The 14,267-nt window shown below is 46.5% G+C and carries 14 protein-coding genes and 1 tRNA gene; 7 read left to right on the top strand and 8 right to left on the bottom strand.

The window, feature by feature from the left end:
- The first annotated feature begins 282 nt into the window (after window positions 1-282).
- On the top strand, window positions 283-858 hold the full coding sequence (locus RMO84_RS13595) for a hypothetical protein (protein ID WP_310488985.1): 576 nt from the start codon (window positions 283-285) through the stop codon (window positions 856-858).
- Window positions 859-953: 95 nt separating this feature from the next.
- Here RMO84_RS13595 and RMO84_RS13590 read toward each other — a convergent pair whose 3' ends face one another.
- The 3 genes from RMO84_RS13590 to RMO84_RS13580 form a co-directional block, all read right to left on the bottom strand.
- Window positions 954-2,357: a ferredoxin:protochlorophyllide reductase (ATP-dependent) subunit N gene (locus RMO84_RS13590; RefSeq protein ID WP_310488984.1), complete on the bottom strand. Its 1,404-nt coding sequence runs from the start codon at window positions 2,355-2,357 to the stop codon at window positions 954-956.
- Window positions 2,358-2,776: 419 nt separating this feature from the next.
- Window positions 2,777-3,643, bottom strand: coding sequence for a ferredoxin:protochlorophyllide reductase (ATP-dependent) iron-sulfur ATP-binding protein (gene bchL / locus RMO84_RS13585; RefSeq protein WP_310488983.1), 867 nt, complete (start codon window positions 3,641-3,643; stop codon window positions 2,777-2,779).
- A 295-nt stretch (window positions 3,644-3,938) separates the two neighbouring features.
- Window positions 3,939-4,103, bottom strand: coding sequence for a hypothetical protein (locus RMO84_RS13580; protein ID WP_310488982.1), 165 nt, complete (start codon window positions 4,101-4,103; stop codon window positions 3,939-3,941).
- 126 nt (window positions 4,104-4,229) lie between these two features.
- Between RMO84_RS13580 and RMO84_RS13575 the strand changes: the two genes are divergently transcribed.
- The 5 genes from RMO84_RS13575 (at window position 4,230) to RMO84_RS13555 (ending at window position 7,342) form a co-directional block, all read left to right on the top strand.
- Window positions 4,230-4,856 (top strand): hypothetical protein, encoded by a 627-nt coding sequence (locus RMO84_RS13575; RefSeq protein ID WP_310488981.1) that lies wholly within the window; start codon window positions 4,230-4,232, stop codon window positions 4,854-4,856.
- A 184-nt stretch (window positions 4,857-5,040) separates the two neighbouring features.
- Window positions 5,041-5,976: a thymidylate synthase gene (gene thyA / locus RMO84_RS13570; RefSeq protein ID WP_310488980.1), complete on the top strand. Its 936-nt coding sequence runs from the start codon at window positions 5,041-5,043 to the stop codon at window positions 5,974-5,976.
- A 6-nt stretch (window positions 5,977-5,982) separates the two neighbouring features.
- Window positions 5,983-6,549, top strand: a complete 567-nt coding sequence (locus tag RMO84_RS13565) for a dihydrofolate reductase (protein ID WP_310488979.1) — start codon at window positions 5,983-5,985, stop codon at window positions 6,547-6,549.
- 101 nt (window positions 6,550-6,650) lie between these two features.
- A complete protein-coding gene (locus tag RMO84_RS13560) occupies window positions 6,651-7,187 on the top strand; it encodes a dCMP deaminase family protein (protein ID WP_310488978.1) in 537 nt (178 codons plus the stop codon).
- 81 nt (window positions 7,188-7,268) lie between these two features.
- A tRNA-Pro gene (locus RMO84_RS13555) sits at window positions 7,269-7,342 on the top strand.
- 89 nt (window positions 7,343-7,431) lie between these two features.
- Here the strand turns inward: RMO84_RS13555 and accC are convergent.
- The gene (gene accC / locus RMO84_RS13550; RefSeq protein WP_310488977.1) at window positions 7,432-8,784 is read right to left on the bottom strand and encodes an acetyl-CoA carboxylase biotin carboxylase subunit; all 1,353 of its coding nucleotides are present in this window, start codon (window positions 8,782-8,784) and stop codon (window positions 7,432-7,434) included.
- A gap of 147 nt (window positions 8,785-8,931) precedes the next feature.
- Here accC and RMO84_RS13545 point away from each other — a divergent pair, with 147 nt between their 5' ends.
- Entirely contained in the window at window positions 8,932-9,480 is a 549-nt protein-coding gene (locus RMO84_RS13545) for a GNAT family N-acetyltransferase (protein ID WP_310488976.1), read from the top strand.
- 23 nt (window positions 9,481-9,503) lie between these two features.
- Here the strand turns inward: RMO84_RS13545 and malQ are convergent, their stop codons facing one another.
- From malQ to RMO84_RS13525, 4 genes are all read right to left on the bottom strand, one after another.
- A complete protein-coding gene (gene malQ, locus RMO84_RS13540; RefSeq protein WP_310488975.1) occupies window positions 9,504-11,000 on the bottom strand; it encodes a 4-alpha-glucanotransferase in 1,497 nt (498 codons plus the stop codon).
- Between the two features lie 218 nt (window positions 11,001-11,218).
- On the bottom strand, window positions 11,219-12,463 hold the full coding sequence (gene trpB / locus RMO84_RS13535; protein ID WP_310488974.1) for a tryptophan synthase subunit beta: 1,245 nt from the start codon (window positions 12,461-12,463) through the stop codon (window positions 11,219-11,221).
- 373 nt (window positions 12,464-12,836) lie between these two features.
- Window positions 12,837-13,163 carry a hypothetical protein gene (locus tag RMO84_RS13530; protein WP_310488973.1) on the bottom strand — a complete coding sequence of 109 codons (327 nt, stop codon included), beginning with the start codon at window positions 13,161-13,163 and terminating at the stop codon, window positions 12,837-12,839.
- 318 nt (window positions 13,164-13,481) lie between these two features.
- Window positions 13,482-13,916 (bottom strand): hypothetical protein, encoded by a 435-nt coding sequence (locus RMO84_RS13525; protein WP_310488972.1) that lies wholly within the window; start codon window positions 13,914-13,916, stop codon window positions 13,482-13,484.
- Window positions 13,917-14,267: the final 351 nt, after the last annotated feature.

The raw sequence follows: 14,267 nt of genomic DNA, 5'->3' as shown, positions 1-14,267 counted from the left end.
AATCGATCGAACATCATCATCCCAAATTATCACAATCGATCCTAGTGAGGATGGGCGGGTTCGTTTGAGATAGATCGAATTTAGCGATAATTATTTGCATAAACCCGCCCCTACAGATCCTATATTTGATGGTCGATCGGGTCATGTTGATCGATTAAAATGGTAGATAAATTAGATTCGATCGCTTTTATAATTATTGTAATCATGCGATCAATTTACTCACCTAATAAGATTGGTATTTATTATATGATGTAAGTTACAAAATAATTAGTGAGAGAATCAGTGATAGATCCCAATCTCAGCTTTCTAGTTTCTGCAACATCTATGTTCATTTCAGGTACAACAGCTTGGCTAACATTATTCCGTCAGGGCAAGCTAAAAATGACGAAGCCAACAATCGTATGTTTTGGGATTACTGTAGAGGATCGAAAAGTTATTCCAAAAATATTTTTACGAACTCTACTTTATAGCACCGCAAAGCGCGGCATTGTAGTTGAAAATATGTTTGTTAACCTCAGTCAAAATGGACTTAATCAAACATTTAGCATTTGGGCATATCGAGACAAAGAGTTAGTGAGGGGTAGTGGAATTTACATTAGTATGGAGGGAACTGCCTATGAGCATCAATTCACACCGCTTCCTGATAGCAATGAATTTAAGTTTTTAGCTGGCAACTCTGTGTTAAAAGTTTTCGGTTTAACTGTTGGAAATAAAAATCCTTTCTTAATGACAGAAATTCATCTCCATTTGACGGAAGAACAAGTATCAGCCATAATAGACAGGAAAGCTTTTATCTGGTTTGATTGGAACCCAATATTGCAAAGTTATTCTCCTCAAATTCTCACTGGAAGAAGTTAAGCATTATCTATCTCTTCAGACAATTATTTTGATCGAGTCATCAAAAAACAGAGCCTATAGCTAGGCTCTGTTTTAATGTTTAATTGTCAGTTAATTTAAACTACCGCTTCATCTCTGACTAATTTCTCCCAACCGAGATCCTTGAGATTCTCATTTCGGCGCAACGGACGAGTTACTAATTCCAAAATATCGCGAGAATTAGTGAAACCGTGCATTTGCGCGAACGTAAACTCAACAGACCATTTAGTCGTAATGCCCCGTGCTTCCAGTGGATTGGCATGAGCCATTCCGGTGATGACTAAATCGGGTTTCTGCGCGTAAATCCGTTGCAACTGATTATAATTGTCGGGTTTTTCCATGATTGTCGGTAATGGCGAATTCATTTCCCGACAGGTTTTTTCGAGGAGAGCGAGTTCGGCTGCTTGGTAGCGTTTATCCATGTATGGAATGCCGATTTCTTGAACTGTCATCCCGCAGCGAATCAGGAACCGCGCCATCGAGACTTCCAGGAGATTGTCGCCCATGAAGAAGACAGATTTACCGCGAATCAGTTTGACGTATTCTTCCAAACCTTCCCAGATTTGCGCTTCGCGCTCGTCTAATCCTTGTGGTTCGATATTAAATACCGAACAGATTTTCTCAATCCAGGCGCGGGTGCCGTCTGGCCCGATCGGGAATGGTGCGCCAATTAGTTTACACTTACGACGGCGCATTAGTGTCGTAGCGGTGCGACTGAGGAAGGGATTTACACCTGCGACGTAGTAGCCTTCTTCGAGTACGGGTAACTCGGTAAAGCGTTTGGCGGGGAGCCAGCCATCGACTTTGATACCTTGTTTTTTTAGTTCTAGTGTCAGGTTGGTGACGACAGGATCGGGTAAGGAGCCGAATAATACTAGTGGTGGATGATCTTTATATTCGGAGTCGGAAATAGTGACATCTTCTTTCTTGCGTCCGAAGTTCATCAGTTTAGAGATGGCATTGCGCTCGTCTTTGTCTTCCTGAGCGACAGGAGCCTTTTCGGGACAACGCGCCGCCATTGCCGCGAGGACGGTATCTTCACCTTGGGTAAAGGCATAGTCTAACCCATTGGCGCGAGCAGTCACGATCGGGATGCCCAATTCAGCTTCCAACCGTGGAGCCAAGCCTTCCAAGTCCATCTTAATGATTTCGGTGGTACAGGTACCAATCCAGACAATTACGCTGGGGTTGCGATCTCGTTTAATCTGTTCGCACAAACGTTTGAGTTCGGCATAGTCATTCAACTGGGCGGAGATATCGCCTTCTTCCAATTCCGCCATCGCATAGCGCGGCTCGGCGAAGATCATTACGCCCATGGCGTTTTGGAGGAAGTAACCGCAAGTTTTGGTACCGATGACGAGGAAGAAGCTATCTTCGATCTTTTGGTATAACCAAGCTACGCAACTAATCGGACAGAAGGTATGGTAGTTACCAGTTTCGCATTCAAAATTTAACGCCTGTGGCTCTGCTGCAACAGTCATATATTATTCTCCATTAAATATAATTTTTAATTTGTTGGCTGCGGTTGATGGGGTACCCACCCCGTCGCTACGCGCCACCCCTCCGTTCGCGAAGCGTCTGCCTGCGCAGAGGAGGGGATTTTTTAGATCTGTAGGTTGGGTAGAGCAAACCGAAACCCAACACACTCACAGATCGATTGCGTGGATGTTGGGTTTCACATTCGTTCAACCCAACCTACAGATCTGCCCACTTCTTCACCAACCCAGGGATAAATACAATCTCTAGTTTAATAGTGGGTGAGGGCGGGTTTGTACGATAGTTATCGTTACAGCGGAGATTAATAGCATCGACCCGCCCCTACAGATCCTGGCGTGGAAAATCCCCTCCTCGGAGGGGTGCCTGAAGGGCGGGGTGGGTAGATCCCCGCCACCCACTAAACCTAAACCATCATCAGATCCACTTTCTCGCTAGCATCCTGAGCCTTCGGCTCAACCGGATTGAGATAGAAATCAGATAACAGACTGAACAGATCCCGGTCGGGCGCATCCGTCGGCACAACACCTTCAGGTAATGCCAGAATTTGATCCGCGATATTCAGATAGTAATCGCAGACATATTCCAAAGATTTATCGGTTTCTGCCATCTCAAACAAGGTCTTACCTTTAACGCGAGAGACGCGAATATCTTCAATCAGTGGTAATACTTCCAATACGGGCATCGGGACTGTTTCGATATATTTATCGATCAAGTCGCGCTTGGATGTCCGATTGCCGATCAAACCAGCTAAGCGTAAAGGATGCGTCCGCGCTTTTTCACGTACCGATGCGGCAATCCGATTGGCAGCAAATAAAGCATCAAAACCATTGTCCGTAACAATCAAACAGTAATCGGCGTAATTTAGAGGCGCAGCAAAACCACCACAAACCACATCGCCAAGTACATCGAATAAAATAATGTCGTACTCGTCAAAAGCATTTAATTCTTTGAGCAGCTTAACTGTCTCTCCTACTACATAACCACCGCAACCAGCACCAGCGGGAGGCCCGCCAGCTTCGACGCAATCAACGCCGCCATAACCTTTGTAGATGACATCTTCAGGCCAGACATCTTCGTAATGATAGTCTTTTTCTTGAAGTGTATCGATAATTGTCGGAATCAGAAACCCCGTCAGAGTGAAGGTACTATCGTGCTTGGGGTCGCAACCGATTTGCAAGACTTTTTTGCCGCGTTTTGCTAATGCGACGGAGATGTTGCAACTAGTTGTGGATTTGCCAATCCCACCTTTGCCATATACTGCCAGTTTCACGATCTGCTAGTCTCCATTACTTAATGTGGGCGATCTCAAACGAGAAGAACTATCTATAAAATTTCTGCTACGTCTAGCATTATTCACTAACTTCCCCGGAAATGGGGGAAAATTTACAATTCGATCTGGATTTTAAATTGCTTAATCTATTCTATAAGTTACTTAACAAGCTTTAGATCGGACTCATTCAGCTTCAAGCCGCTAAGTTAATTCTCAACAATATTGATGTTTGACTCAAAGCTATATTAGAACAATAACAAAAAATACTCGATCGCAGTCACAGAGCAGGGACTGCTCAAAAAATCGATCGAAAATACCCCTCATCGACGCTCTCAGTCGCTAGTAACGTTCCTGGGTAACTGGTTAGGGCGTGGGGTTCGCTCGACCTGGAGACTAAGATGGCGTTATTGAGCCATAATTTGCGTTCGCGTAGCGTGCTGGAGGCGATCGAGATTGCCACTAAAATATCGATAAATCCTGGGACGATCGTTAGTTTGTAAAAATTAGTTAAGTTTATAAATATCTGACTTTTTTGTAAAAATTGGTTAAGTTTTGAAGGATCGATCGGGTCAGAAATTGTTACAGTGTGAAGCCGAACAGATACGAGCGTAATAGTGTGATTTCAGTTGAATACGTGTTGGCAGATCCAGAATTTAGACCGCTCAGAGCCGTAGACAGAGCAGCCGCTCTCGATGTCAAAGCTTATTTACCAACACCTACAGATAACTTTTTAGAGTCGGTAATGGCGACTCAGGCTCTATTTATTGCCAAAAATCCGGAAGGTGCGCTGTATATTAATGGCAAAAAGATTACTGAAGAATTGACGCTCGGCTTATTGCAGCAGTACGAACCACAGCTCCGATTTTTGATGCTCGCTCCAGGAGAACAAAAAATCGTCAATGCCGGATTTAAAGTAGGTTTGAGTACTGATGACCCTAATAAGATCGCCACGATGTTGGTGTGTCCGCGCAGTGGCTTGGCGTGCAAAAATTCGATTACGGTAATTAATGCGCCAGGGATTGTGGACGAACATTATCCCGATTGGGTGGGGATTGGGTTAGTCAATCACGGCTCGGATTTACATTTATTCAGTCATGGAGCGAGAATCGCACAGGTGATGTATCTAGAGGCATGCGTGGCACAGGAGCGGGTGGTAGAGGAATTGACAACGGTGGGCGAGCGAAAGGGTGGTTTCGGGCATACAGGGATTTGAAGATGGCGTTGGTGCGTTACGCTGGCGCGATAGCGACGCATCAACCTGGATGTTTCCTCCAGGTTGTGTGCGTCAAGACAACACACCCTACGTCGATCGCAAATAACGTGAGACGATCGAATCGTAGGATAATGGGCTTTGGCAAATCACTTGACCTCCGTTAGGTAGCGCGTAAGCTTCGTGTATGAATATAGTAGATAAGACATACTTAGAGATTCTCGATCGAATCCTCATCGAGGGTACGAGAGAAACTAACCGTACTGGTACCGATACAATTTCATTATTCGGATTGAGTTATCGGCTACCTGTCACCGCCCAAGCGTTCCCGATTTTGACGCACAAAAAGATTCAATGGCGCAGCTTGGTGACGGAAATGATTTGGTATCTATCGGGGGAGCCACATATTCGCAACCTCAAACAACACACTAAAATCTGGGATGCTTGGAGCGATGCAGATGGTAATTTAGAAACTGCTTACGGTCGGTTTTGGCGATATTATCCAGTTCCCGATTATGCGGCTCCAATTCGGCGCGAAGATAGTAATTATTTGTGCGATGGTGAATCGTTGGTTAATCTTGCAGATAGTAAGTATCGACACGATTTAGTTATAAATGCCCAAAAGCAAATAGTTTTGCCTTGTTTCGATCAATTACGATGGGCGATCGATGAATTAAAACGCAATCCTCGATCGCGGAGACTGCATATCACTGCTTGGTACCCACCGAATGCGACTATCAGTAAGTTACCACCTTGTCATCATAGTTTTACGTTAAATTATCAAGGTGGTAAATTAAATTTACATCTCCAACAACGATCGTCAGATCATTGCGTGGGTAATCCTTTTAATCTAACTTGCTATTCACTGCTATTGTTACTAGTTTGTCGGGAAGTTAAGCTCGAACCAGGCGATTTCTATCATTCGATTACCGATGCACATGTGTATGTGGATCATGTCGAGCCTTATCGGAATGCTAGTCGGGAAGCATATGAGTTGCCACAATTAGATTTGAGTCAATTGGGCGATCGATCGATGTTCGACTTGACTTATGATGATATCGATCGGATTCAATTAGTCAATTATCAACATGGTGCCTTTATTAAATTACCAGTAGCAGTATAAATAATCATGCAAAAAATTCTAATTGCAGCGATCGATAAAGATGGTGGTATTGGTAAAGATGGCTATATGCCTTGGCATTATCCAGCAGACTTGAAACTATTTATGAATCTGACAATGGGTAACACGATCGTCATGGGGCGGAAAACTTTCGATGGGATGTTCGATCGAGACAAAGCACCTTTAAAGGGTAGGCAGAACGTGGTGATAACATCTCAGGCTGACGAGTATCGATCGCGATTTGCAGACAAGTATCCAGCCGCAGAGCTAAGTTTTACTAGCGATCTTAATTGTGGAGATATAGAATTAGGAACGAATACCAAGGTATTTTATTGTGGTGGAGCTAATCTATATCAGCAGGTATTAAATTTAGTCAATCTCGATATTGTCTATCTTTCTCGCCTGGATGAAAGTTATGATTGCGATACATTCTTTCCGCGCCATCCAGAATCGATCGATAAAGAATTTGAGCCATATCTACCACCTCACTTTATTAATAGCTTCTCCGATACGATGGCAGGTAAAAATCCTTTCACTTTTCAAATATATACGCCTAAGCCACTAATAATTTACTAATATTTGTGTTGTACTTAGCTGAAACGTAAGTAATGGGAATAGCTCATTATACATGTATACCTTCTAAAAACTAAAGCCCAAAGCCTAAAGTCTAAAACCTAATGTATGATATTTCCTCGCGTCCGACTTGGGATGAATATTTCATGATGCTGGCGAAATTGACAGCCACTAGATCTACTTGTTTAGCCTTCCCTGTCGGCTCGGTAATTGTCAAAGATCGCCAAGTATTATCGACAGGCTATAATGGTTCGCCATCGGGTTCGGTACATTGTACGACGCAGGGATTTTGTTATCCCGAATTGAGTGCGTGTAATGCGAGTAAAATTTTGCCCTCACGATCGGTACATGCCGAAGCAAATGCAATCGCCCAAGCAGCTAAACACGGTATTTCTACAAATGGAGCAAGTATTTATGTAACTTTGGAACCCTGCTTATCTTGCTTAAAAATCATCATTTCTGCCGGAATTCGGGAAGTATTTTATGAGACAACGTTCAATACTGGCGACAATCTCAAAGTTCGCGATTTCTTGCTAAAAGATAGCTCGATCGAACTCATCCCGATTCAGATTTCCGAGGCAACAGCCAATCGATCGGCAGCATTTTTACTCAACCCGACATCGGTAGAGACTGTTTGCTAGTAGACAAAATCATCATCCTAGCCATTCTCTAAATTAGAGCTTGCGTAATCGATCGAGGTTTGCTATGATGATACATTGCAACGGGACGTAGCGCAGCTTGGTAGCGCACTACTTTGGGGTAGTAGGGGTCGGAGGTTCAAATCCTCTCGTTCCGATTTGACGGAAATAAAAACGCAGAAGGGTTCTTTGAAGGCATTTATCGCTGTCGGAGAACCTTTTTGCGATCGATCGGGTTTCGATCTTGTCACCGTTGTTCGTTCATCATCTGCTCCACAAAATTCGTATAAACTTCGCCCCGAATAAAATTGGGATGTTCGAGAATGCGTTGGTGAAAATCGATCGTAGTAGGGACGCCAGTAATTGCATATTCACGTAATGCGCGGCGCATCCGGCGAATGGCGGTATCTCGATCGACTCCCCAGACGATTAATTTGCCGATTAGAGAGTCGTAAAATGGCGGAATGTCGTAATCGGTATAGACGTGGGAATCGATCCGCACTCCTGGCCCGCCTGGGGCTAGATAACCAGTGATTTTACCTGGGGAGGGGCGGAAGTTGCGATCGGGATCTTCGGCATTGACGCGACATTCGATCGAGTGTCCTTTCAAGACTACTTGTGATTGAGTTAGGGAAAGTTTTTCGCCTTGGGCAACTTTAATTTGTTCGGCAATTAAATCCAATCCGGTAATCATTTCGGTGACGGGATGTTCGACTTGGATGCGGGTATTCATCTCCATAAAGTAGAAATCACCGTGTTTGTCGAGTAGAAATTCAACTGTCCCGACACCAGCATAGTCGATCGATTTGGCTGCGGCGATCGCGGCTGCACCCATTTTTTTGCGTAATTCGGGCGTTAATGCCGGACTGGGGGCTTCTTCGAGTAATTTCTGGTGGCGGCGTTGGATCGAGCAATCGCGCTCGCCCAGATGGATGACATTCCCATAATTATCGGCGAGGATCTGAAACTCGATATGGCGCGGACATTCGATAAATTTCTCGACATAGACGCCACCGTTGCCAAATGCGGCTTCGGCTTCGCCTTGAGCCGCATGATAAAGGCGCACTAAGTCTGCTTCTTCATGTACCAGTCGCATCCCGCGTCCGCCGCCGCCAGCGGTGGCTTTGAGCATAACTGGATAGCCAATTTGGCCTGCAATTTTAAGGGCTTCGTCGGCGTCGGCGAGGAGTCCGTCGCTACCAGGTACCGTCGGTACGCCCACCCGCTTCATGGTTTCCTTGGCGGTGGATTTGTCCCCCATCGCTCGCATCGCGTCGGGGGAGGGGCCGATAAAGGTGAGATGATGATCCGCACAGATCTCGGCAAAACGGGCGTTCTCCGCCAGAAAACCATAGCCGGGGTGAATTGCAGTGGCATTTCGCGTCAGGGCGGCGGAGATAATATTCGGGATATTTAGATAGCTCTTACTCCCAATTGGTTCGCCGATACACACTGCTTCGTCGGCGAGTTGGACGTGGAGTGCGTGCCTGTCGATCGTTGAATGTACGGCAACTGTCCCGATCCCCATCTCGCCACAGGTACGAATGATTCTCAGCGCGATCTCGCCCCGATTGGCAATTAAGATTTTAGAAAATGACATGACGATCGACAGTCCTAACTTTAGAGATGGGGAGTGACAGATTTTCTGTTCTGGCTCATGACTTAGTATATACAAAGTCGTGAGCCTGTTATCATTTCGCCCCATCCACAGCCAGGATCGATCTACCCACCTACCTCAAGAACTTAGATGGATATCCAGATTCGCCCAGCTCGTTTAGAAGATATTCCCGCTTTAACAAGTTTAATTCCCCTATCGGTGAGGATGCTGCAAGCAAGCTACTATACTCCCGCACAGATTGAAGGAGCTTTAGGCACTGTGTTTGCAGTGGACAGTCAATTAATCCGCGATCGCACCTATTTTATTGCTGAGAGTGACAGTCAGATTGTCGGCTGTGGTGGCTGGAGCAGACGCTCGACTAGTTATGGCGGAGATCTCAATCAGAGTGCCGCCGCCGATGAGTTAATCGATCCGAATCTTCATCCTGCCAAGATTCGCGCATTCTTCGTGCATCCAGCATGGGCGCGCCGAGGTATTGGCAGTCAAATGATGCGTCAGTGCGAGGCGGCGGCTGTAGCTGCTGGATTTGGAACGATCGAGATTGTGGCGACGTTAGCTGGCGAACCTTTATATGCTAGGTTTGGATATCGAACAATTCAGCAATTTGAAATTCCGCTCCCAAACAATCTCACCCTTCCTGGAGTGAAAATGTTCAAAGATTTTTCTGAATCTCACTAACATTAAAACTGTCAGAACTAGCTTTAATGACTCCCGCGACCGCAAATTAAGGTGAGATTTTTCAAGCGTAATGCTAGTTGCTCGTTGAGAACAGTCGGATCGTATCGCCATTCCCAATTGCCCTCTGCCAAACCGGGAAAATTCATCCGCGCGGCTCCACCCAAACCCAAGATATCTTGGAGCGGAAAGATTGCCAGATGTGCAACGGAAGTCATCGCCAAGCGGATCAGATCCCAATGCACTCCCGCCGAACAAATTCCGCCAGCATACAACAAGAATCGATCGCGTTCGACGCCTTCTAATTTTTCAAACCAACCAACACTGGTATCGTTGTCATGGGTACCTGTATACACCACAAAATTCGGTGCGTGATTGAATGGTAGAAAGGGATTACCATTGTCCGAACCAAAGGCAAATTGGATGATTTTCATGCCTGGAAAACCAAACTGATCGCGCAAGGCTTCTACATCCGGGGTAATTACGCCCAAATCTTCAGCCAAAATCGGCAAATGCCCCCATTTTTGTTGAATGGTGTTAAATAAATCTGCACCGGGAGCCTCGATCCATCGTCCATTCATGGCGGTAGTTTCGCCCTGCTCTACTGCCCAAAATGCTTGGAAACCCCGAAAGTGATCGACCCGAATTACATCGACTAATTTGAGTAATGATTCAAATCTTTGAATCCACCAATTAAACTGCGTATGTGCTAAATTTTCCCAGTTATAGACGGGATTGCCCCACAATTGTCCGGTTTCGCTAAAGTAATCGGGCGGTACGCCAGCCATGAGGGCGGCGGCTCCAGTTTCGGGATCGAGTTCAAAGAATTCTTGATTTGCCCAAACATCTGCGCTATCGTGAGCGACATAAATCGGGATATCGCCAACGATTTGCACTTCATGTTCTCTGGCATATTCTCTCAATGCCGACCACTGTTCAAAGAACTTAAATTGAATGAATTTATGGTAAGCAATTTGGTTTTTAAGTTGATTTTGCCAGTGAATTAGGGCGATCGGTTCGCGTTTGACTAAATCTGGTTCCCATTGATACCAGCCCTTGCCATCGTGTGCTTCGCGCAATGCCATAAATAAGGCATAGTCATCCAACCAATAGATTTGACTGTGGCAGAAGTTATCGAAGTTATGTTTGCGATCGGGTTCGGCAAAGCTTTGAAATCGATCGAAGGCGATATGAAATAGTTTGGTTTTAATTTCGATCGCGAGTGCGAAATCAACTTTATGAGTCGGAAATGTCGGTAAGTTTTCCAAATCTGTTGGCGCGAGTAAGCCATCGTCTAATAGTTTAGCCGGACAGATCAGCAGGGGATTGCCGGCGATCGCCGAATAACACATATAGGGCGAGTTGCCATAACCCGTCGGCCCTAACGGTAAGATCTGCCAATATTTCTGCTTGGCATCATGTAAGAAGTCAATAAATTTATATGCATTTTCACCCATGTCGCCAATCCCAAAGGGGCTAGGTAGTGAGGTGGGATGGAGGAGGATGCCACTGGAGCGAGTCATAGATTAGGGGATAGGGGATAGGGGATAGAGTTTAGAAGATAGGGAATAGGGATTAAAATCGAGAATGCGAAGGAGGCAAACAGAGCATCGTTCGTTAGCTCAATTATTTATTTTAAAGATTGAGAGCAACGGTTTAAATGGCTATCCATAAGGATTGTTTTCCCTTACAAATAGCCATTTTTCTAAATCCCTATTCCCCATCCCCTATTCCCTATTCCCTAGAATTTAAGTACCTTCGCCACTGTCTGCACATCTTTATCACCGCGTCCCGAACAATTGATGACAATCTTGGGACTGCCAGTAAGTTGCGGGCACAGGGTTTCGAGATAGGCGATGGCGTGGGAGGTTTCGAGGGCGGGGATAATCCCCTCTAACTTGGACAATAACTGGAAAGCCACCAGAGCTTGCGTGTCGGTGACGCTACAGTACTCAGCGCGTCCCAAGTCTTTGAGATAGCTATGTTCTGGCCCTACTCCAGGATAGTCCAATCCGGCACTGATCGAATGGGCTTCGGTAACTTGGCCGTCGTTATCTTGGAGCAGATAGCTCATCGCTCCGTGGAGCACTCCGGGACGACCTTTGGTCAGGGTGGCAGCGTGTTTGTCAGTGTCTACGCCTTCTCCAGCAGCTTCGACACCAATCAAGCGGACGCTTGGCTCCTTGACGAATTCATGAAATAGTCCCATTGCATTGGAGCCGCCACCGATGCAAGCGAGGAGAATATCTGGCAAGCCGCCCCATTTTTCAATTGCTTGCGTGCGAGTTTCCACGCCGATAATGGCATGAAAATCGCGGACGATCATCGGATAGGGATGAGGGCCAGCAACCGATCCGAGGATATAGTGCGTGGTTTCCACATTTGTCACCCAATCCCGAATCGCTTCGGAGGTGGCATCCTTGAGCGTGCCCGTGCCAGCGGCGACCGGACGGACTTCCGCACCGAGCAGTTGCATCCGAAACACATTCAGCTCTTGGCGTTTCATATCTTCTACGCCCATGAAGATGACACAATCTAGCCCGAATCGCGCGCAGACGGTAGCGGTGGCGACGCCATGCTGACCCGCACCAGTTTCGGCAATGACGCGTTGTTTGCCCATCCGTTTGGCAAGGAGGACTTGGGCGAGGGCGTTATTAATCTTGTGCGCGCCAGTGTGATTGAGGTCTTCGCGTTTGAGGTAAATCTGGGCACCAGTGCCATCGGGACGCGCATACCGTTCGGTCAGGCGCTCGGCAAAGTAGAGGGGGCTGGGTCTGCCCACATAGTCGTGGAGGAGTCCGTTGAGCTGCCGGTGGAATTCGGGATCTTTGGTGTGGCGATAGTATTCGGCTTCAAACTCTAGCAATGCTGGCATCAGCGTTTCTGGGACATATTTCCCCCCAAACTTGCCAAACCGACCGAGATTGTCTGGCTGTTGAAGCGGTAACTGGCGATTTTGGTTGGGCGAGAGGGGCGTTTGGGTCATAAGTTTGGTGGTGGGATCTGCTGAAGGGGCTGACAGATAGGACGATCGCGTTTCAATCAGGGGGAATTGCGATCGCGATGACGATCGTCGGCTTCGATCGATTATTATACCGTTGCTAGTTGGTAGGGAGCCAGTACGATCGAAAAGAGGGCAGTCTAGCTGAGACTGTCCTCTTGTTGGTAATTTCGATCGCCTTAAGTATTTGGCGAAGTTCCGTTGCCCACACCCCGCCCTCGCCTCCGGCTCTGGCTCCCCTCTCCCAAGTTTGGGAGAGGGGGTGAGGGCGAGATTACTAGGTTTTACACACTGGATTCGAGATCGATCGCTAGCCTAAATACCTAACTAGACCTGAGTTAGGAATGAGAATACCGATTTAACGATAGTAACGGTAGTCGCGATAATAACCACGATCGGACGGTCGATAATAGCGATCGCGTTCGTAATAGCCTCGTCCCCACCGAGCGCGAGCTTCGCGTTCGCGTTGCCATTCCAACCGCCGACGATAGCGATCTGCTTCCCAATTTGAATAGTAACCGCGATCGCGATCGGGGCCGACTCTCAAAATTACTTGGGCTTGCAGATCTGCGGCTGGTTGTTTGATGGCGGGTTCTGGGCTACCAGTCGCAGCCATTGCTTGAGACGCTGGGAAGAGGGCAATTGCACCCAGTAAGCCGATTGCTAATGTAGTAAGTTTTGACATATATAAATCATCCTCATGGTGACGTAAAATCGCTCGTCAACGTAACAGGCTGAATCTCATTCGGATAAGTAGATTAATTTCAATTTATCGCGCGCTCACGCTCTATTCATCCATCGAAAGTAACAGTTTTTACTTGCTATTGACTACCGAAAGTCATCATCTATTTAAAGAGAAAGTATGACTATAGTCATGTATTTCAAGCGGCAATCGAAGTCGATCGAGCTGGAGAAGATCGATGACAAAAAGAGGCAATCTAACTACATTAGATTGCCCCAGCTTAGATATTCAATTGCAGCTTAAATTAGACTCGGTAACGACCTAGCGATCGCGACGATAGCTACGCTCGTTGTAGGAATTATTGTAGTCATAGCGATCGTTGTACGAGCGATGGTGGCGGTCGTAGCGACCATGGCGAAAGTGTGCGGATTCCCACCGTGCTCTAGCTTCGCGTTCGCGAACTAATTCCATCTGACGATAACGATCTGCCGTCCAGCCTTGACGATAGTCAACATTCTGACGTGTTTGCGGCGTTACCACGATGACTTGTGGAGTGGTGGATCTAGCTGGTTGCTGGATGATGACTGGCGGATTATCGTAGATAGGTCGGGCTTGAGCGGCTGGGACGATCGAAATTGCAGTAAGTATGCCGACAGCTAATGATGTAAATTTCAACATGAGTAAATCCTTGTAGTTACTTAAGATCGAACTGGGAAATAGCGGGTTGGCGATCGATTCGTTCTTGATTGCTATCACTTTAGCTCGATCGTCCCCAGTCGATCTTCGAGCTAAGGTCATGCTTTCAATCCATTTTTACCTATCGGAAGTAACGATCTAGCCAGTAGTAAAGTCGTGACTATAGTTAGCAACTAAATCGCACGATCTATCGTCATCCAAAAACCCAAGTTCTCGAAAAAGTTGGGTTTCGATCTTAGAGGATATCTGAAAAGGTTGTTTGATGTGAATCGCAGATCCAAATCCCCCTGCTTGGTGCGCTAAACCGTCGGGAAACCCGACGAGCGCGCATCCGCTAAATCCCCCTTAAAAAGGGGGACTTTAATTCCGGTTCCCCCCTTTTTAAGGGGGGCTAGGGGGGATTCTCTAGGG

The sequence above is a fragment of the Chamaesiphon sp. VAR_69_metabat_338 genome (assembly GCF_031423935.1).
Classification (GTDB): Bacteria; Cyanobacteriota; Cyanobacteriia; order Cyanobacteriales; family Chamaesiphonaceae; genus Chamaesiphon.
Note: the sequence above shows the minus strand (reverse complement) of the source record. Positions and strands in the feature narration are given on the sequence as shown.